Here is an 18,396-nt window from a genome sequence, read left to right on the forward strand (position 1 = left end):
CTTCCGGACCATGACCGTACTGCCCGACCCGAAGTTCTTGCGCGCCCATGGCGCGCTGCTTGCCGACAGTCACCGCCGCCTGGTGGGGCGCGACATCAGCGTTCCGCCAGATGCACTGTATGACGCGCCGTTCGCGCTGGTGTCGCACGGCACCGAAGCCGATCCGGTGTTCAACTACGCCAACCGGCACGCACAGCAGGTGTTCGGCTACGACTGGGCCACCTTCGTCACGCTGCCGTCCCGTCTGTCGGCCCGCGCACCCGAGCGCGACGAACGCGCCCGGCTGCTGGAGCAGGTGAGCCGCGACGGCTACATTCCGGATTACAGCGGGGTGAGGGTCAGGGCGGACGGTCGGCTGTTCCGCATCCGCCGCGCCACCGTGTGGAACGTGATCGACGAGGCCGGCGTGCTGCGCGGGCAGGCGGCCCTGTTTTCGGATATCGAGGAGCTTTCATGAACGCACTGCATCCGCTGGTCGACGCGCTGGATGCACGCGTCGCGCGCTGGACCGCACTGCGGCGCGACCTGCATGCGCATCCCGAACTGGCATTCGAGGAAAACCGGACCGCGAAGGTGGTGGCGCGCGTACTGCGCGAAGCCGGCATCGAGGTACACGAGGGCATCGGCCGCACCGGTGTCGTGGGCGTGCTGCGCAACGGAAATGGCAGCGGGGCCATCGGCCTGCGCGCCGACATGGACGCGCTGCCGATGACCGAACAGAACACCTTCGCCCATCGTTCCACCCACCCGGGCCGCATGCACGGCTGCGGCCACGACGGTCATACCGCGATGCTGCTGGCTGCCGCCGAATATCTGGCTGAAACCCGCGGTTTCGACGGCACCGTGTACTTCATCTTCCAGCCGGCAGAGGAGGGCGCGGGCGGCGCGCCGGCCATGATCGCCGACGGCCTGTTCGAGCGCTTCCCGATGCAGGCGGTGTTCGGCCTGCACAACTGGCCCGGCCTGCCGGTGGGACAGATGGCGGTGCACACCGGGCCGGCGATGGCGTGCAGCGATTCGATCGATATCGAGATCGCGGGCCGCGGCGCCCACGCGGCCATGCCTCATCTGGGCGCCGATCCGGTGCTGGCGGGCGCGGCCATGGTGCAGGCGCTGCAGTCCATCGTGTCGCGCAACGTGCCGCCGGTCGAATGCGGCGTGGTCAGCGTGACCCAGTTTCATGCCGGCGAGGCCTACAACGTGATCCCCGAGTCGGCCCGTCTGGGCGGCACCGCGCGCGCCTTCACGCCGGAAGTGCGCGACCAGCTGGAAAGCGGCATACAGCGCGTGGTGCAGGGTGTGGCGGCCGCGCACGGCGTGAGCGCGAAAGCGACCTACCGCCGCGGCTACCCGCCGACCATCAATACCGCGGGCGAAGCGGATTTCTGCGCCGCGGTCGCACGCGAGGTGTTCGGCGACAGCCAGGTGCAGGTGAATTACCCGCCCAGCATGGGTGCGGAGGATTTCGCCTACATGCTGCAGGAGCGGCCGGGCTGCTATGTCTGGCTGGGCAACGGCGGCGGACCGGATGCGGCGTCGGACCCGGCGCATGCCGAGGGCGGCGGCTGCATGCTGCACAACCCGCGCTACGACTTCAACGACCGCATCATCCCTCTGGGCGTGGCCTACTGGACGCGGCTGGTCGAGCGCTGGCTGGCCTAGCAGGACCCGCCGGAGGCTGCGGGGACGCGCGTTCCCGCAGCCTGTTTCATGCGCTGCGCAGTCCGAGCGCGCGCGCGATCAGGATGGCGCTGACCGGCATGACGACCGCGATGGCCACCACGGTGAGCAGCAGCGGCGTCAGGTCGCCGTAGTTCGCGGCGGTCATGACCGCGCCGGTCGCCGGGTCCTTCACCTCGCGCGACAGCACGTAGATCTGGTTCAGATACTTGGTGCCGAGCTGGCTTGCCGACAGTGCGAGGTTGGTGAAGGAGGCCATCACCGCGAAGAAGGTGGCTTTCAGGTGGGCCGGCGCCGAATTGGCGATCCAGGCCAGCATCGGAATCATCGAAATCTGGCCCAGCGGCGATTCCAGCGCGGTGTCGATCACCGCGATGAAACGGGCGTCCACCACGCCGCCGGTCACGCGGGCGGTCCATTCGTGCAGGCCCAGGCTCATGCCCAGCGTCGGCATCGATAGGATGAAGCCGGCCGCTGTGAGCCAGCCCACGACATAGGTGATCGAGCGTTCCGCCATGAAGCGGCGGAACATGAACATGCCGGCCAGCGTCAGCGCGCTGCCGATCAGCGACAGCACCGAAAAGAAGGCCTGGTCGAAACCGAGCACGTCTATGGTCCACCAGGACACGCCGGGGCCGGTGCCCGGGGTGGCGCGGAACATGAAGATGACCAGCGCGGTACCGATCAGCGTGTTGCGCGCGGCGGGTTCCAGTTCGCGGGTGAGCCGGGTCATCAGGAAGGCGATGATGGCGAATGAACCGGCGAAAATGATTTCCTGGTTCCACTTCAGGTCGGACAGGCCCATGCCCAGCGTGAACACGACAAACACCAGACTGCCGCCGAGGATCCACCAGTTGGGGTCGGTATGGCTGTCCGGATCGCGCAGCAGGGCAGCCGCCTCGGCACGCGACAGGCCGCGCGACATGTGGGCGGCAAGGGCGCCGCGCCTGAGCCAGGCGGCGAAGGCCACGCCGGCGACCGACACCGCCGGAATGACCAGCGCCATCAGGTAGATGTCGCGGTAGATCAGCACCTTCTGCGCTTCCGGCAGCTTTTCGGTGCCGGCGAACACGTACAGGTTGATCAGGGCCACCAGCACGCTGCCGCCGATGATGGCGACCCGGCCCAGCGTCTGCATCGTGGTGTGCATCAGCTTGAGCTGTTCCGGCGGCACCGGCCGGCCCTGCTCATCGACGTGCGGGACTGCCTCGACCGTCATCGCGTCGGCCACCGCGTCTTGCAGCACGTAGCCGATGGGACTGAGCAGCGCGCTGATCACGAACCAGGTATTGACCGGCAGCACCGCGGCCATCGCTTCGCGCTCGGCGATCAGGCCGGCCATGATGAGCAGGCTGGCGGCGATCAGCGTCGCGCCCAGATAGATGAGCAGGCTCTTGAAGCGCCACAGCAGATCGACCAGATGGCCGATCGGCATTTTCAGCGCCCACGGTATGCCGACCCAGAAGCCGAGCGCAGCCAGGAATTCGGCCGACAACCCGAGGTAGTCCTTGACGAAGAAGGTCCCGACGATGCCGGTCAGGCCCTGGATGCCCGCTGCCATGTAGACCATCAGCGGCGGCAGGTAGGAAAGGCGCATTTCGCGCCCGAGGGACAGGATGTTCTGATCGATCCAGTTCAGCAGTCGGGATGTCATGGTCTGTTCTTGTTGTGGCGATCGCGCCTGTGACCGGCAAGGATAGGGGGAATTCAATGAATGCGCCGCAAAAGCGGACGGCGAAAGCCGGTATGCTTGCGCGCTGACCTCCACCCCACGCCCACCGGAGCACGACGTGCGTTTTTTCGGCCGCGACGATGACCATGCCGCGCTGCAGCCGCTGCGCCAGATCAAGCTGTTCTCGTCGCTCACCGCGCGCGAGCTGAAGGTGGTGTACGGCCTGCGGCACGAACGTCACTACCTGGCCGGCGAAATCGTGTTCGACCAGGGCGACGAGGGCCAGGCGATCTACGCCATCGTCGAAGGCGAGGTGGAAATCCTGCGTGCCGAGGGCGGAAGCCCGCACCGGCTGGCGCTGCTGGCGCCGGGCGAGGTGTTCGGCGAACTGGCGCTGCTGGATCAGGCACCGCGCGCCGCGCAGGCAAGGGCGCTCAGCGACTGCCGGCTGGTGGTGTTCTTCCGTGCCGATTTCATGAGCCTGCTGGAAACCCACCCCAAGATCGCGTCCAAGATCGCGCTGGCTCTGGCCCGCCATCTGGGTGGCCGGTTGCGACAGGCGAATGCCGGCGCGCGTCAGGAAGGCCATCTGTGAGACGGCTGCAGCCGTCCGGCGCGGGGCCGCTGGCCTGGTGCGGCATCCTGCTCGCCACGACGCTGGCGCTGTTCCTGTTCCAGCACCTGCTGTGGCTGGTGCTGCCCTTCCTGTTCGGACTGATCGCCTACTACTTCCTGTATCCGCCGGTGCAGCGCCTGGTGTTCGCCGGGTTTTCGCAGGAGGCGGCCGCCAACATCACGGTCGGCGCCTTCGCCCTGCTGCTGATCGTGTGTTTCGCGCTGATGTTGCCCTGGTTCGCCGCGCACGCGGTGAGCGTGCAGGACACCGGCCAGCGCTATCTGCAGGGCGGGCTCACCCTGCTCAACGAAACGCTGCGGGCGCTGGAAGCCCAGTCCCGCTTCATGCGCGACGCGCACGTCGCGGATGCGGTGTCGTCCGGCATCGCCAGGGCCGGCGAGGGCTTCGCACAGGAACGGCTGCCGGCGCTGATGCTGGGCGTGGCGGCCTGGCTGCCGTCCTTCCTGCTGGCGCCTTTCCTGGCCTACTTCTTCCTGCGCGACGGTCGCCGTTTCCAGCGCTTTCTGGCGCGGGCGGTGCCGAACGCCTATTTCGAGCGCACGCTGCACCTGCTGTACGAGGTCGACCGCACCACCCGCGCCTACTTTCAGGGCCTGATCAAGCTCACCGTGCTGGACGCCGCCTGCCTGGCGATCGGCCTGTGGCTGATCGGGCTGTCGTCGCCGCTGATGCTGGGACTGATCACCGCGGTGCTGGCCTGGGTACCCTATGTGGGGTCCATCCTCGGCTGCGCGGTGGTGGTGATGGTGGCGGCGACCGATTTTCCCGGTTCGCCCGGCGTGGCCTACGCCGCAGTCGGCCTGTTCGTGTTCGTGCGGCTGCTGGATGACTTCGTGTTCATGCCGCTCACCATAGGTCGCAGCCTGAAGATGCATCCACTGGTGACCGTGCTGATGATTTTCGTCGGTGGTGCGGTCGCGGGCGTCGCCGGCCTGCTGCTGGTGCTGCCGTTACTGGGCGTGGTGATGGTGATCGGTGAAACCGCCAGCATTGTCGCCGCCGACCCGCGACTGCGCGCCCGTCACGCCCATGCGCGACGACTGCGCCTGCAGTCGGTCACCCGCGACCTGGGCTGAACCGGGGCGGTTTCAGCCTTCCCGGTTGCGCATGTGGTCGGCCAGATCCTCGATCGCCTTCAGCAGCTGTTCGTTCGCCTCGTCCGGCGGCAGCACTTCGTCCATTGCCAGCCGCATGCACATGAGCCACTGATCGCGCTCCGCCTCGCCGATGGTGAAGGGCAGGTGGCGGGCACGCAGCCGCGGATGACCGTAGGCCTGCACGAACAGCTGCGGGCCGCCAAGCCAGCCGGACAGGTACATGAACAGCTTCTGGTTCGAGCCGGACAGGTCGGCCGGGTGCAGCTTGCGGATGCCGTAGGCCTCCGGCAGCGTGTCCATCAGTTCGTAGAAGCGGTCGACCAGTCGGCGGACGGTGGCTTCGCCGCCGATGTAATCGTAGAAGGTGGGGGCGCTCTGGCTCATTTCGGGGGTGTCTTGCGTGAATCCGTGATTTTATCGCGGCCGGCGGCTTCTTCATTGCTCGGCCGGCGGACCTTTTTCGCAGGGACGTCATCGGCCGCGGCATAGAATCCGGGCGCTGCACGCTTACACCGAACCGAGGAGTGCCATGAAAACCCTGCTGTTCTACGACAACGTGGTCGTGCTCAACCGCGACACCCACCGCGACCTGCGCCTGAAGCCGCAGGACAATCTGAAGTTCGCCGCGGAAACCAACTGCGTGCCGCTGGCCCTGGTCGAGTTCGGCGACGTGGCCCGCGAATACCCCATCGTGTTTGCCCGGCTGCCCGGCGGTCTGGTGCCGGTGGCGCTGCTGGGCCTGCGTGACGCGGAAAATCTCTATGTCACTGCGGAAGGCAAGTGGGACGCCCGCTACGTGCCGGCCTTCGTCCGTCGCTATCCCTTTGTGGCAGTGCAGGACAACAACGCGCCGGACAAGCTGCTGGTGTGCATGGACGACAAGTTCCCGGGTTTCAATACGGAAGAGGGCGAGCGTCTGTTCGACGAGAACGGTGCGGAAACCGACTACCTGAAGAATGCACTGGCCTTCGTGCAGGGCTACCAGAACGAGGCGCAGCGCACCGCGGAATTCTGCCGCGAGATCGAACAGCTGGGCCTGCTCAACGAAATGAGCGCGATGGCCGAACTGAACGACGGCCGCAAGTTCCGGCTCGACGGCCTGTGGGTGATCGACGAGGCCAAGCTGCAGGCGCTGTCCGCGGCCGCCGCGGTCGATCTGTTCCGGCGCGGCTGGATGGGTCTGGTCTATGCCCAGCTGCTGTCGCTGGGTCACCTGCGCATCCTGCTGGACCGGACCGCCACCCGCGGCGCAGCCGAAACCCCGCCGTCAGAGGAAGCTGCCGAGGCGACGAAGCACTGATCAGTCTCTTGCGGTCGAGCCGGCCGGCAGCGGCAGGCTCAGCCGCGCTATCAGGCCGCCGCCCTCGCGCGGCAGCAGGTCGAAGCGGCCGCCGTGCGCACGCATGGTGCGATCGACGATGGCCAGACCGAGGCCGGCGCCGCTCTGCCCGGTGCGCGACGAATCCAGACGGGTGAAGGGCCGCTTGAGCCGATCGACCTGCTCCGGCGGTATGCCCGGACCTCGGTCGCATACTTCCAGCCTCGCTTCGCCGTCCTCCAGCCTGCACAGCAGGTCGATCTGCCTGTCTTCGCCGGCATGGCGCAGCGCATTGTCGATCAGATTGTTCAGACAGCGGCGTATCGCCAGCGGCCGGAAGCGCAGCGCCGGCAGCGGATCGACCCGGCCAAGCAGGACCGGCTTGTCGTGCCGGGCGTAGGCCTGGGCGGCTTCCAGCACCAGACTGGCCAGATCGCCCTCGACCGGTTCTTCGCCGGTCGTGATGCGCGCGAAATCGAGGAACTGGCCGATGATCTTGTCCATGTCGTCGATGTCGGCACTCATGTCGCGCACCGTATCCGGGTCCAGCCCGGCCAGTTCCATGTCCAGCCGCAGCCGCGTGAGCGGCGTGCGCAGATCGTGTGAAATGCCGGCCAGGATGAGCGCGCGCTCGTCCTCGTTGCGTGCGAGATCGTCGGCCATCTGGTTGAAGGCGCTGGCCACTTCGGCCAGTTCTTCCGCGCCTTGCACTGGCAGCGGGGCCGGGCGCTCGCCACGGCCGATCGCGCGTGCCGCGCGCTTCATCGCGGCCAGCGGGCGGGTGACCCGTCGCACGATCAGATAGGCGCCACCCAGCGCCAGCAGCAGCGCCGCCGTGCCCCAGCCGATCACCTCCAGCGCAAGCGGACGCTCGATGCGGCTGCGCGGCAGCATGAGCCAGTAATCGTCCACGCCTTCTTCGTCAGCAATGCTGAAACTGACGAACAGGCCGCTCTGCAGCCCCTTGGACACGACGATGCGAGTGCGCGGGTCCAGCCGGCGGCGCAGTTCCTGCTCGATGGTGGCCAGCGAACGGTCGCCGGCCATGGGCTGGAAGCCCGGGATGTCGCCGTCGGGATAGATGCGCAGGCCCTCGCGCATCGACAGTTCGGTCAGCAGTTCGAGCCGGCGTTGCGGGTCGGCGCTCACCAGCGAGGCGCGGGTCAGATTGATCACGCTGATGATGATCTGCGCCGCCTGCTGCGCGCGCGGCCCCTGTTCCAGCCAGCTGTAGATGCCGGACCAGGCGAGCACCGAGGCGGTGAGCAGGCCCGCCAGCAGCAGGAAGGTGCGCGCCAGCAGCGAGCGTGGCAGCAGCGTGAAGCGGCGCAGCGGACGGGCAATCGTCTGGCCGGTCCAGCGCGCAAGGCTGCCGCGCCGGCGACTGCGTCTCACCACGGCCGGGTGGTGGCGCGACCGGCGTCAGCCATGCCGGGTGCCGTCCGGAACGAACACGTAGCCGAATCCCCAGACGGTCTGCAGATAGCGCGGCTTGGCCGGATCGTCCTCGACCAGCTTGCGCAGGCGGGACATCTGGACGTCGATCGAACGGTCAAAGGCGTCGTATTCGCGGCCACGCGCGAGCTCCATCAGCTTGTCGCGGGACAGCGGTACGCGCGGCGATTCGAGCAGCACCTTGAGCAGCGAGAACTCGCCGGTGGTGAGCACCTGTTCCTGCCCGTCGCGTGTCAGCGTACGGGCCGCCAGATTGACTTCGACCTGGCCAAAGCGCACGACGCGTTCGTCCAGGGCCGGCGCGCCCGGCGGCGGTTTGGGCGCCTGGCGGCGCAGCACCGCGTTGATGCGGGCCACCAGTTCGCGCGGATTGAAGGGCTTGGGCAGATAGTCGTCCGCCCCCATTTCCAGGCCGACGATGCGATCGACCTCGTCGCCCTTGGCGGTCAGCATGACCACCGGAATCGCGTTGTCCTGCGCGCGCAGGCGGCGGCAGATGGCCAGGCCGTCCTCGCCCGGCAGCATCAGGTCAAGCACCATCAGATCGTAAAGTTCACGCGCCAGCGCCCGGTCCATCTGGCCGCTGTCGGCCACCGACTTGACGGTGAAGCCCTGTTCGCCGAGATAGCGTTCGAGCAGTGCGCGGAGGCGGGCGTCGTCATCGACGACGAGGATCTTGCGTTTTTTTTCTTCCATGGACTGATGCTACCCGAGCGAATCCGGCCTGTTCAATTGCCCCGTGAGCGGATGTTACGCGCCGGCGCGCCGGTTACCCGTGCTTACAAAGCCCGCCCGGGGCAACACAGAACGCTTACAGCGCCCGCTCAGCATCAATTCCGTAACGATGTCCGGTGTCGAAGCCGGAGGGGTCACGGATGAAAACGACGCTGCTTGTATCGATGCTCGCACTGTGTGCGCTGTCCGGCAACCTGTCGGCGGCACCGTCTTCCGCAATGAAGACCGAGCGGCCGGCGGACCCGGTGGCCGCGGCAGGGCTGCCTGCCACTCCGCCGCAGGCCGGGGTGACCGAAGCGGAAAGTGTTGCGGATACGCATCTACGACTGCAGTACTCACTACACCGGGCCAGTCGCTCACTCTACAATCCGGCCGCCGGGCTGCTCATGGCCGGCGTTCCCGCAGAGGCGGACACCCTCGGACACGTGACGCAGTGAAGGAGCAACAGCGGATGAAGTGTGCAGAGCTTGCCGGTTCACGACTGTACGGCCTGATCGCCGGTTCGTGCGTCGGGGCGGCCCTGTTTGCGTCGCTCCCGGTACTCGCTGGCGAGCCGGGCGGGCGTCGCGACTTTGCCGAACCGCAGCGTCTTGAACGGGTGATTCCGGCCGGCGCAACGATGCAGCCCATGCGTCGCTTCGACGAGGATTCCGGGCCGGTGCGCCGGCTGGATTACGGCGACCCGCGCAGCAGCCGCATGACCCCCGAAGAACGTCGCCAGCTGCGACGCGACATCCGGGACGCAGCGCGCGAGCTGTACCGCGACGCGCCGGGTCCCTGATTCTCCCTGTCATTCCGCTCGCCCCCATGCTGCCGCCGCAGGACGGTGGCCTCCTCTCCAGACGGAGTCTGAATGGACCGCAGGCATTTCTTGCTCACCGCCGGCAGCGCCCCGCTCGCACTGGCGCCTTTCGGTCAGGTCGCCGCGGCCCCGTCGGGTCGTCTTCTGGTGCTGATCGATCTGCTGGGCGGCAATGACGGCCTGAATACCCTCATCCCTTTCGGTCAGCCGGCCTACTACCGGCTGCGCCCCACCATTGCGATGGACCGCAGCGCGCTGCTTCCGGTGGCCTCAGGGTTCGGACTGCATCCGGCACTGCGTCCGCTGATGCCGCTTTGGCAGGACGGACAGCTCGCGCTGCTCCAGGGCGTGGGGTGCCCGGCCGGCAGTCTGTCGCATCACCGCGCCACCGAAATCATGGACAGCGGTCGCCTGGACGACAGCCCGCTGCAGCCGGGCTGGCTGGCACGCTGTCTGGCAGTGCATGAAACCGCTCGCCACGCCGCCACGCCGGCGCTGGTCGTGAGCTCGGACATGCCCGGACCGCTGCACGGACTGCCGCGCTGTCGCAGCCTGTCCTGTGCCGATGGCGAGACGCTGGCCGCGCGCTTCGGTTTTCCGGCCGACGCACTGGGCGATGCGCTGGCTCGTGCCTGTGCCGAACTGGCCGGGGGCGCAGATGCCACGGCGATCCGGGTCGCGCTGGACGGTTTCGACACCCACGAAGACCAGCCGACCACGCACGCGCGACTGCTCGATTCGCTCGCCCGCTCCCTGGCGGCGCTGCGCAATGCGCTGACCGCGATGGGCCGCTGGCAGGACACGCTGGTGATGACGCGCAGCGAGTTCGGCCGGCTCGCCCACGAGAATCTCAGCGCCGGTACCGACCATGGAAATGCCGGCGTGCAGCTGGTCGCAGGCGGTCGGGTGGAGGGCGGACTGCGCGGCACCGCCGCCGATCTCGATGCGCTGGACGCGCGGGGCGGCGTGCCGGCGACGCTGGATGTCCGCACGCTGCAGTCAGCCATCGCCGAACAGTGGCTGGGCGTGGACACTGCCGCGCTGGGCGCCGATCTGCCGCCGCTGCCCTTCGCGCTGGTCAGCTGACGCCGGATCACTCCTGATCTTCGCTGTTCGTGCGGGCGGTCGGCTTGTGCCGCTCGTAGCCGTGTTTCTGCGCCACCCGGTTGTAATGGATGTGCGCGTCGATCACCCGCCGCTCGCGCGGCGCCAGCGTGAATACGTCGATAAGGATGTTGCGCGCCTCTTCCGCCAGCGCATCGCTCCACGCCGGGTCGAGCCGCTTGATCACGTCGGCCAGGCGGGTCAGCTCCGCTTCGATGTGGTCGAGGTCCGGTCCGGCCGCGGTTTCTGCGGCAAGCTGCGCGGCCGCCACCTGGGCACGTTCGCGCGCCGAACGGGCGCTCTGCCGCTTCAGTCGGCTGGGCGCGCTGCCGCTCGCTTCAAGCTGTTCGACCAGACCGGCTGCGGCCTCGTCGTTGTTCGTCCTGAAACAGGCGTCGGCCAGTTCGGTGGTCGCCAGCGTGTCCTGCTTCTGCAGCTCGGAGTGCGCCTTCAGCGCGCGTTCGATCGCTGCCCGGGCGCCGCTTTCATCGCCCTGCTGTGCCTTCACCCGCGCTTCCAGCGCATCGGCGAGCACGGTCGCCGATTCGCTGCCCTGCAGCAGCGGTTTCATTTCGTTCAGGCGCTGATTCAGCTCGCTGCCGGTGTCCGGCAGTTCGATCAGGCTCTTGATCAGCGTGAGGTGGTCCTCGGCGCTGGCGAGCGAGGTGCCTTCGGTACGCTCGACCACGCGCCGCATCACCTTGGCGGCTTCTTCCGCGTCACCGGATTCGAGGCAGATTTCGCCGATGTTGCGCAGCCGGCGGAGGTTGTCCGGCGCGATCGAGTCGGCCCGCTCGTAGTAGGTCCGTGCCTGCTCCAGTTCGCCCGCCTTTTCGTGAAGTTCGCCCAGGAAGTCGTACACCCCCATGAAATCCGGAAACTCCTGGTTGATTTCGGCGGCGTGGCGCGCCGCTTCCGAGGTTTCGCCACGCTCCCTCAGCACCATGGCGTAGCCGATGCGCGCCCACGGCACCGTATTGCGGGCCATCACCGCCTTGTAGATTTCCGCCGCCTCGTCCAGCCGGCCGAGCGCGATCAGCGCCTCGGCACGAATGCGCAGCGCGTCCATCGAGTAGCGCGGCGCACTGGCCAGCACCCGGTCGCATTCGATGACCACACCCTCAAGATCGCGGGCCGCCATCTGTTCATAGATGGACTTGAGCGCATGCTTCTTCTCGACCGCCTTGACCAGCCGCTCGCCCAGCTGCCCGGAGGTGAAGGGCTTGAGCAGATAGTCGTCGGGCGCGAACTCCGCCGCCGACACCACCCGCTTGCGCACCCGTTCGCCGGTCACGATCATGAATACCGAGGACAGCGGCAGGATGTCGTTCAGCCGCAGTTCCTCCAGCACCCGCAGGCCATCCTGCTTCTCGCCGAAGTTGTAGTCGCAGAGCACGACGTCCGGTGTCGTGGCCGAACACTGCCGCAGCAGGTCGGCAGAAGTGCCCGCCATGCCCACATGCTTCACCCCGGCCTGCGACAGTTGCGTGCGCACCCAGGTACGGACCACCTGATTGGCGTCCGCGATGACCACGCGCATCTTGTCGAGGACTTCGGTCGGCAGGAACATGGGCAGCGATGCACCTTGGATGAGTAAAGCAGTTCGGTCTAACGGCGGATCCGCCGGTGAACTTGAAGTGTCCTTCCGAACCACCGGGCGGCGTAAGCCCCTACAATCCGGGCCTGAACCCTTGCTGTCCATCCGCTGCATGAAGCTTCTCGCGCTCGAAACCTCCGCCGAAACCGCCTCGGTCGCCCTGCTGACCGGTGATCGCCTGCTGCACCGTGAAGGCGGCACGCCCGGCACCCATGCCCGCTTCGTGCTCGGCTGGGTGGAGACGCTGCTGGAGGAGGGCGGATGTGCGCTGGCGGAGATCGACGGCATCGCCTTCAGTGCCGGCCCGGGCAGTTTCACCGGCCTGCGGCTGGCCGTATCCGTCGCCCAGGGTCTGGCGGTGGCCGCCGACCTTCCGCTGATTGCGGTACCGACGCTGCACGCACTGGCTTTCGGTCGCGGCGACGGCCTGCACCTGTGCTGCATGGATGCGCGGATGAGCGAGGTGTACAGCCAGGCCTGCGAGGTGCGCGGCGATGCGGTGATCGCGCGCAGCGAGGTACGGGTGGGCGCGCCGGGCGATCTGTCACCGCCGCCGGGCGAACCCGCGCAGTGGCAGGCCTGCGGCAGCGGCTTTGCGCTGCCCGCCACGCAGTCGCTGCACTGGCTGCCAACGCTGGCCGGCATCGACGCGTCGGCCGCCCCGCATGCACGTGATGTGGCCCGGCTCGGCGCCCGGCTGCTCGACGCCGGACAGACCGTGGACGCCGCGCTCGCCGCACCGCTCTACATCCGCGACAAGGTGGCCCAGACCACGGCCGAAAGGCTGGCGGCAGGAGGGCGGGCGTGAACGACGCCAGTCTGGCCTCGACCGCGGTGACCGCCTTCGCGCCGATGCGCGAACAGGATCTGGACGAGGTGGCGCGCGTCGAGCGCACGCTGTTCGATTTTCCGTGGACCCGGACCAATTTTGCCGATTCCCTGGCCGCGGGCTATCTGTGCCGCGTGCTGTGGCAGGGCAGGGCGCTGGCCGGCTACGCAGTCATGATGTGCGTGCTCGACGAGGCTCATCTGCTGAATATCAGCGTGGCAGCGGAATTCCAGCGCCGCGGGCTGGGATGGCGTCTGCTCGGCCACCTCGGGCGCGAGGCGGCCGGCCACGGCGCGGCCCGGATGTTTCTCGAAGTACGGCCCAGCAATGCGGCCGGCCGCGCCATGTATCACCGGGCCGGTTTCCAGCCCATAGGACGGCGCCCGGCCTATTACCCGGCGCTGGATGGCCGTGAGGACGCCATCGTGATGAGTGCCGGCATCGATACGGAGTGGCTCAAGTGAACCGTCGCAGCGCCGTACTGAGGGAAATGGGGCTGGCGCCGCTCTGGCGTCTGCGCAGCTCGGTCGATCCGGTCGATCCGCCCGAAGTGTCGCCCGCCGGACAGACTGCGCCGCCGCCTGCGCCAGAGTCCGCCCCGCCGGCGGTGGCGCCCCCTCCGCCGGCGCGTCCGCGAACCGTGGCAGCGTCTGCACCGGCTGCTGCGCCGCCTCGCCCGCAGGCCGTGCCCGATGTATCCGGCCTGGGCTGGGAGGCGCTCGAACAGCAGATCAGGGACTGCCGGGCCTGCGCGCTGTGCGAACGCCGTACCCAGGCGGTGCCCGGCGTCGGCGATCGCGAGGCGGACTGGCTGATCGTCGGCGAAGGTCCGGGTGCGGAAGAGGATCAGCGCGGCGAGCCCTTCGTCGGTCAGGCGGGCAAGCTGCTGGATGCCATGCTGGCGGCGATCGGGCTGCGGCGCGGCCAGAATGTCTACATCGCCAACGCGGTCAAATGCCGGCCTCCCGGCAACCGCACGCCCGAAGCGGACGAAATGGCGACCTGCCAGCCCTATCTGGAACGCCAGATCGAACTGATCAGGCCGCGCATCATCGTGGCGCTCGGCCGGCCGGCCGCGCAGACACTGCTGGACGGCGAGGTGAAGATCGCTGCGGCCAGAGGTCGACTGTTCGATCGCCATGGCATTCCGGTGGTGGTGACCTATCACCCGGCCTATCTGCTGCGCAACCCGCAGGACAAGGCCAAGGCATGGGAAGATTTGTGCTTTGCGCGTGCCAGCATCGTCTGACAGCGGGTGCCGGTGAGCGGCGCTAGCATCGCGCGTCCCTGTTCCGGAGTTCCCACTTGAATCTCGTCAAGAAGATGGTCATCGCCCTCGGTCTGGCTGCCGTGTCGGTCCCGCTGCTGGCCGATCCGCCGGGTCATGCGCCAGCCCACGGCTGGCGCAAGAAGAACGACCCCCACTATGTCGGCTACACCGGCCGCACGTGGCAGGACGATTACGGCATCCGGTCAGGGCGCTGCAACCGTGAGGCGGTCGGGGCAGCGCTGGGCGGCGTGGTGGGCGGGCTGGCCGGCTCGGCCATCAGTGACCGCGACAGCCGTACGGTGGCCATCCTGCTCGGCTCGGCCATCGGCGCACTGATCGGCGCCCGCATCGGCCGCGATCTGGACGAAACCGACCGCGCCTGCATCGGCCATGCGCTGGAACTGGCTGCGGGAGGCCGTCAGGTCAGGTGGGTGTCGGAGGGGGTGACCTACACCGTCATTCCGGGCAAGGCCAGCGGCAAGGGCTGCCGCAGTTACACCCTGCGCGGGGAGGCCAATGGCCGCAGCGACAGCACGAAGGGGACGGCCTGCCGGCGTGACGACGGCGCCTGGGTGCCGCGCGGCTGATCAGTGGATGGTGCCGTCGTCCAGCTGGGCGACGTCATCATGCCGGCGCTGGTTGGCGTGATGCCAGCGGCGCACCAGCCACATCGCGCCCGCCACGAAGAGGCCGAACAGCACCATCACCGCATAGACCGACAGGCCGGCTGCCAGCAGCACGGCGTACAGGCCAGTCATGATCAGGATGGACAGGTTTTCGTTGAAGTTCTGGACCGCGATCGAATTCCCCGCGCCCATCAGCATGTGGCCGCGGTGCTGAAGCAGTGCATTCATCGGCACCACAAAGAAACCGGCACAGGCGCCGATCAGCACCAGCAGCGGGACGGCCAGCCACAGACTGTTCACCAGCACCATCAGCGGCACCAGAACGCCCATCGCGATGCCCAGCGGAATCACCCGCACCGAGCCACGCAGTGAAATGCGGCGCGCCGCCATGATGGCGCCGATCGCGATGCCGACCGCGACCACGCCCTGCAGCTTGGACGCCTGGGACAGCCCCATGCCCAGCGCGCGATCCGCCCAGTCGATCACGATGAACTGCAGCGTGGCGCCGGCGCCCCAGAACAGCGTGGTCACCGCGAGCGAAATCTGTCCCAGCTTGTCTTTCCACAGTCCGCTGAAGCAGCGGGTGAAGTCGCGCAGCAGGATCACCGGGCTGCCATGCATCGGCTTCAGCGGCACACCGGTATCGGGAATGTACAGATTGAACAGCGCAGCCAGCGCGTACAGGCCACCGACGATGACCAGGCTGATCTCCACCGTGGTGTCCAGGCCGGTGTCCAGCAGCGGCAGATCGACGGCCAGCAGGCGGGCGCTGATGGCCGGATCGATCAGCAGACCGCCCATCAGCACACCGAGGATGATGGCGCCAACCGTCAGGCCCTCGATCCAGCCGTTGGCCACCACCAGCAGCCGGTGCGGCAGGTATTCGGTCAGAATCCCGTACTTGGCGGGCGAATAGGCGGCCGCACCCAGGCCGACCACCGCATAGGCCAGCAGGGGATGGGCCCAGCCGAACATCATCGCGCAGCCCGCCACCTTGATCAGATTGCTGACGAACATGACCCGCCGCTTGGGCATGGAATCGGCGAAGGCGCCGACGAAGGCGGCCAGCAATACGTAGGAAATCGTGAAGAACAGCTTGAGCAGCGGAATCTGCCAGCCCGGCGCCTGCATGTCCTTCAGCACGTAGATGGCGACGACCAGCAGGGCATTGTCGGCGAGCGCGGAAAAAAACTGCGCCGCCATGATGATGTAGAAGCCGAAAGGCATCGAACGTCTATGGCCGGAACAGCCAGCCGGCCGGGCGAAAAAAGTCCGCTTTTATACCATGAACCCGGTGACGCCCCGTCGGGCGTTCCAGGGGCTTTGACAATCCGTATCTTGTCGCACCGCAGCATGTGAATGCATGCAGGATGCGGCTTAGACTGGCCGCATTTTCGTTCACCGTTGAAGCCTGACTTGGTCTATAACCACGAGGGCAGGTGTCACTTATAAAGAGGGAAAAATGCCTGATCGGAGGCTGGAGGTGTTTCACGCAGCGGCGAGTCAGCTGTCGTTCACGCGCGCGGCCGAACTGCTGCAGATGACTCAGCCCGCAGTCACTTTCCAGATCAAGCAGCTGGAAGAGCATTTCGGTACCCGCCTGTTCGAACGCGCCCACGGCCGCGTGTCGCTGACGCCCGAGGGCGACAAGGTCAAGGACTACGCGACGCGCATCCTCGATCTGTTCGCCAGCCTGGAGAACGAACTGCAGGCCATGGCCACCGATCTGCGTGGCCACCTGCTGATCGGTGCCACGCCCACCGTCGCCGAATATCACCTGCCACCGGTGCTGGCCGAATTCCGTATTGCGCACCCCAATGTGGTACCGCGTCTGACGGTCGATAACCCGGACGTGATCGAGGACATGGTGGACGAGCGGGTGCTCGACATCGGCATCGTGGAAGGCCTGGGCCGAGGCGGGTCGCAGGTGATGGTGGAGCACTGTGCCGAAGACGAACTGGTGGTGGTGTGCTCGCCGGATTTTCCGCTCGCGCAGCAGAAGGAAGTGACGCCCGAGCACCTGCTGCAGCATCCGTGCGCCGGCCGCGACGCGGGCAGCGTGCGCGCGCTGCTGGAAAACTATCTGTCGCGCGGTGGCGTCGATCCGGCCAAGCTGCCGCTCGCGTTCGAACTGGACCGCCTCTCTTCGGTGAAAGGTGTACTGGAACGCGGCCTGGCCTACGCCATCCTGTCGCGCGCGGCGATCCGTCATGAAACCAGTCTGGGGCTGCTGGTCGCGGTGCCGCTGAGGCCGCGGCTCATCCGGCACATGACACTGCTGTATCCATCCGAACGCTTCCGCACCTACATGGCGAAACAGTTCGGACAGTTCGCAGCGGGTCGGCTGTCGCAGCCCCGATAGTACAATCCGGGGCTTCGCAGCCAGGCAGTTCCCCGAAGCCCCTTCATGTCGCGCCCGTCCTTCACCGATTCCTTTCCGCTGTTCCGCCCCATCCACGCACGCATCGACTTCGATGCGCTGCGCCACAACTACCTGCGCACCCGCGAGCTGGCCGGTGGCGCCAGGATGTGGGCGGTGATCAAGGCCAACGCCTACGGTCACGGCATCATGCGCATTGCCCGCGGGCTGTCGACGCTGGCCGACGGCTTCGCCCTGCTCGATCTGGAAGATGCGGTCCGCCTGCGTGAAGCCGGCATCAGTCAGCCCATCCTGCTGCTGGAGGGCTTCTTCAGCGCCCGCGACCTGCCGGAGATCGCCGCCCGGAAGCTGTCGACGGTGGTGCACACCGCGGAGCAGCTCGACTGGCTGGAATCCGCGCAGCTGCCGGCCGGCGCCCGCATTCCGCTTTTCCTCAAGGTGAATACCGGCATGAACCGGCTGGGCATCAGTCCGGCCCAGGTGCCGGCCGCGCTGGCCCGTCTGCGTGCCTGGCCGCACGCGGGTCCGATCGGTCTGATGACCCATTTCGCCGACGCCGACGGCGAGCGTGGCGTGGACGCCCAGCTCGCGCGCTTCGCACCGCTGGCCGCACAGTTCGACGGTCCGGTATCGATGGCCAATTCGGCCGCGCTGCTGCGTTTTCCGCAGACCCACGCAGACTGGGTGCGACCGGGCATCCTGCTGTACGGTGCCAGCCCGGCCACCGCCTACATGACGGCGGCCGACATCGGCCTGAAGCCGGTCATGCGGTTCGAAGCGCGGGTCATCGCGGTGCAGCAGCTGCAGCCCGGTGATCGCGTCGGCTACGGCGGCCTGTTCGCCGCCGAACGCTCGATGCGCATCGGCACCGTGGCCTGCGGGTACGCGGACGGCTATCCGCGCCACGCGCCGAGCGGCACCCCGGTGGCGGTGGATGGCGTGCGCAGCCGGCTGGTCGGCCGGGTGTCGATGGACATGATCGCGGTGGACCTGACCGATATTCCGCAGGCCGGCCTGGGCAGCGTGGTCGAACTGTGGGGCGAACACGTGTCGCTGGACGAGGTTGCCCAGCGCGCCGGCACGGTCAATTACGAACTGGTGTGCGCGCTGGCGCTGCGGGTGCCTGCGGTCGAGGTCGGCGTGGCCGATCTGTCCGTAACCGAGCCGCAGCCGGCCGTCGCTCTGGCACGCTGA

20 protein-coding genes are annotated in these 18,396 nt (G+C 67.6%); 14 read left to right on the top strand and 6 right to left on the bottom strand.

All coding sequences use genetic code 11. The features are described from left to right. Nucleotides 1-10: 10 nt before the first annotated feature. Nucleotides 11-457, top strand: a complete 447-nt coding sequence (locus METUNV1_RS05705; protein ID WP_008059720.1) for an MEKHLA domain-containing protein — start codon at nucleotides 11-13, stop codon at nucleotides 455-457. Then, nucleotides 454-1,662, top strand: a complete 1,209-nt coding sequence (locus tag METUNV1_RS05710; RefSeq protein WP_008059721.1) for a M20 aminoacylase family protein — start codon at nucleotides 454-456, stop codon at nucleotides 1,660-1,662. The genes METUNV1_RS05705 and METUNV1_RS05710 overlap by 4 nt, the downstream gene beginning before the upstream one ends. A gap of 46 nt (nucleotides 1,663-1,708) precedes the next feature. On the opposite strand, the gene METUNV1_RS05715 is transcribed toward METUNV1_RS05710, so the two are convergent. Then, nucleotides 1,709-3,334 carry an MFS transporter gene (locus tag METUNV1_RS05715; RefSeq protein WP_008059722.1) on the bottom strand — a complete coding sequence of 542 codons (1,626 nt, stop codon included), beginning with the start codon at nucleotides 3,332-3,334 and terminating at the stop codon, nucleotides 1,709-1,711. A gap of 136 nt (nucleotides 3,335-3,470) precedes the next feature. Here METUNV1_RS05715 and METUNV1_RS05720 point away from each other — a divergent pair, with 136 nt between their 5' ends. Both METUNV1_RS05720 and METUNV1_RS05725 read left to right on the top strand, forming a co-directional pair. After that, on the top strand, nucleotides 3,471-3,947 hold the full coding sequence (locus tag METUNV1_RS05720; protein WP_008059729.1) for a cyclic nucleotide-binding domain-containing protein: 477 nt from the start codon (nucleotides 3,471-3,473) through the stop codon (nucleotides 3,945-3,947). After that, complete coding sequence (locus METUNV1_RS05725; RefSeq protein ID WP_008059730.1) at nucleotides 3,944-5,065, top strand: AI-2E family transporter; 1,122 nt, start codon at nucleotides 3,944-3,946, stop codon at nucleotides 5,063-5,065. The genes METUNV1_RS05720 and METUNV1_RS05725 overlap by 4 nt, the downstream gene beginning before the upstream one ends. Nucleotides 5,066-5,077: 12 nt before the next feature. Here the strand turns inward: METUNV1_RS05725 and METUNV1_RS05730 are convergent, their stop codons facing one another. Continuing rightward, nucleotides 5,078-5,470 (bottom strand): group II truncated hemoglobin, encoded by a 393-nt coding sequence (locus METUNV1_RS05730; protein ID WP_008059731.1) that lies wholly within the window; start codon nucleotides 5,468-5,470, stop codon nucleotides 5,078-5,080. A gap of 145 nt (nucleotides 5,471-5,615) precedes the next feature. Between METUNV1_RS05730 and METUNV1_RS05735 the strand changes: the two genes are divergently transcribed. Then, nucleotides 5,616-6,386, top strand: a complete 771-nt coding sequence (locus METUNV1_RS05735) for a SapC family protein (protein ID WP_008059732.1) — start codon at nucleotides 5,616-5,618, stop codon at nucleotides 6,384-6,386. Here the strand turns inward: METUNV1_RS05735 and METUNV1_RS05740 are convergent, their stop codons facing one another. Then, nucleotides 6,387-7,802, bottom strand: coding sequence for an ATP-binding protein (locus METUNV1_RS05740; protein WP_043359184.1), 1,416 nt, complete (start codon nucleotides 7,800-7,802; stop codon nucleotides 6,387-6,389). A 24-nt stretch (nucleotides 7,803-7,826) separates the two neighbouring features. Further along, nucleotides 7,827-8,555, bottom strand: a complete 729-nt coding sequence (gene ompR / locus METUNV1_RS05745) for an osmolarity response regulator transcription factor OmpR (RefSeq protein WP_008059734.1) — start codon at nucleotides 8,553-8,555, stop codon at nucleotides 7,827-7,829. A 179-nt stretch (nucleotides 8,556-8,734) separates the two neighbouring features. Here ompR and METUNV1_RS05750 point away from each other — a divergent pair, with 179 nt between their 5' ends. From METUNV1_RS05750 to METUNV1_RS05760, 3 genes are all read left to right on the top strand, one after another. After that, complete coding sequence (locus tag METUNV1_RS05750; RefSeq protein ID WP_051165280.1) at nucleotides 8,735-9,031, top strand: hypothetical protein; 297 nt, start codon at nucleotides 8,735-8,737, stop codon at nucleotides 9,029-9,031. A gap of 14 nt (nucleotides 9,032-9,045) precedes the next feature. Beyond that, nucleotides 9,046-9,375, top strand: a complete 330-nt coding sequence (locus METUNV1_RS05755) for a hypothetical protein (RefSeq protein WP_008059736.1) — start codon at nucleotides 9,046-9,048, stop codon at nucleotides 9,373-9,375. A 72-nt stretch (nucleotides 9,376-9,447) separates the two neighbouring features. After that, the gene (locus METUNV1_RS05760; RefSeq protein ID WP_008059738.1) at nucleotides 9,448-10,482 is read left to right on the top strand and encodes a DUF1501 domain-containing protein; all 1,035 of its coding nucleotides are present in this window, start codon (nucleotides 9,448-9,450) and stop codon (nucleotides 10,480-10,482) included. Nucleotides 10,483-10,489: 7 nt separating this feature from the next. Here the strand turns inward: METUNV1_RS05760 and METUNV1_RS05765 are convergent, their stop codons facing one another. Beyond that, on the bottom strand, nucleotides 10,490-12,070 hold the full coding sequence (locus METUNV1_RS05765; protein ID WP_008059739.1) for a response regulator: 1,581 nt from the start codon (nucleotides 12,068-12,070) through the stop codon (nucleotides 10,490-10,492). Between the two features lie 139 nt (nucleotides 12,071-12,209). Here METUNV1_RS05765 and tsaB point away from each other — a divergent pair, with 139 nt between their 5' ends. From tsaB to METUNV1_RS05785, 4 genes are read left to right on the top strand one after another with little or no spacing between them, the layout of a single operon-like run. After that, nucleotides 12,210-12,905 carry a tRNA (adenosine(37)-N6)-threonylcarbamoyltransferase complex dimerization subunit type 1 TsaB gene (tsaB, locus tag METUNV1_RS05770; RefSeq protein WP_043359226.1) on the top strand — a complete coding sequence of 232 codons (696 nt, stop codon included), beginning with the start codon at nucleotides 12,210-12,212 and terminating at the stop codon, nucleotides 12,903-12,905. Beyond that, nucleotides 12,902-13,390 (top strand): ribosomal protein S18-alanine N-acetyltransferase, encoded by a 489-nt coding sequence (rimI, locus tag METUNV1_RS05775; protein WP_008059743.1) that lies wholly within the window; start codon nucleotides 12,902-12,904, stop codon nucleotides 13,388-13,390. The genes tsaB and rimI overlap by 4 nt, the downstream gene beginning before the upstream one ends. Further along, on the top strand, nucleotides 13,387-14,175 hold the full coding sequence (locus tag METUNV1_RS05780) for a uracil-DNA glycosylase (protein WP_043359186.1): 789 nt from the start codon (nucleotides 13,387-13,389) through the stop codon (nucleotides 14,173-14,175). Before rimI ends, METUNV1_RS05780 begins: the two co-directional genes overlap by 4 nt. A 56-nt stretch (nucleotides 14,176-14,231) precedes the next feature. Then, the gene (locus METUNV1_RS05785) at nucleotides 14,232-14,783 is read left to right on the top strand and encodes a glycine zipper 2TM domain-containing protein (protein WP_008059746.1); all 552 of its coding nucleotides are present in this window, start codon (nucleotides 14,232-14,234) and stop codon (nucleotides 14,781-14,783) included. Here METUNV1_RS05785 and lplT read toward each other — a convergent pair whose 3' ends face one another. After that, nucleotides 14,784-16,049, bottom strand: coding sequence for a lysophospholipid transporter LplT (gene lplT / locus METUNV1_RS05790; protein ID WP_008059748.1), 1,266 nt, complete (start codon nucleotides 16,047-16,049; stop codon nucleotides 14,784-14,786). It abuts the gene before it with no gap. A 256-nt stretch (nucleotides 16,050-16,305) separates the two neighbouring features. Between lplT and METUNV1_RS05795 the strand changes: the two genes are divergently transcribed. Together METUNV1_RS05795 and alr are read left to right on the top strand one after the other, a co-directional pair. Beyond that, nucleotides 16,306-17,184, top strand: a complete 879-nt coding sequence (locus METUNV1_RS05795; RefSeq protein WP_232416247.1) for a LysR family transcriptional regulator — start codon at nucleotides 16,306-16,308, stop codon at nucleotides 17,182-17,184. A 45-nt stretch (nucleotides 17,185-17,229) separates the two neighbouring features. Continuing rightward, nucleotides 17,230-18,396 carry an alanine racemase gene (gene alr, locus METUNV1_RS05800; protein ID WP_008059752.1) on the top strand — a complete coding sequence of 389 codons (1,167 nt, stop codon included), beginning with the start codon at nucleotides 17,230-17,232 and terminating at the stop codon, nucleotides 18,394-18,396.

The organism is Methyloversatilis universalis FAM5, assembly GCF_000214035.2.
GTDB classification, from domain to species: domain Bacteria; phylum Pseudomonadota; class Gammaproteobacteria; order Burkholderiales; family Rhodocyclaceae; genus Methyloversatilis; species Methyloversatilis universalis.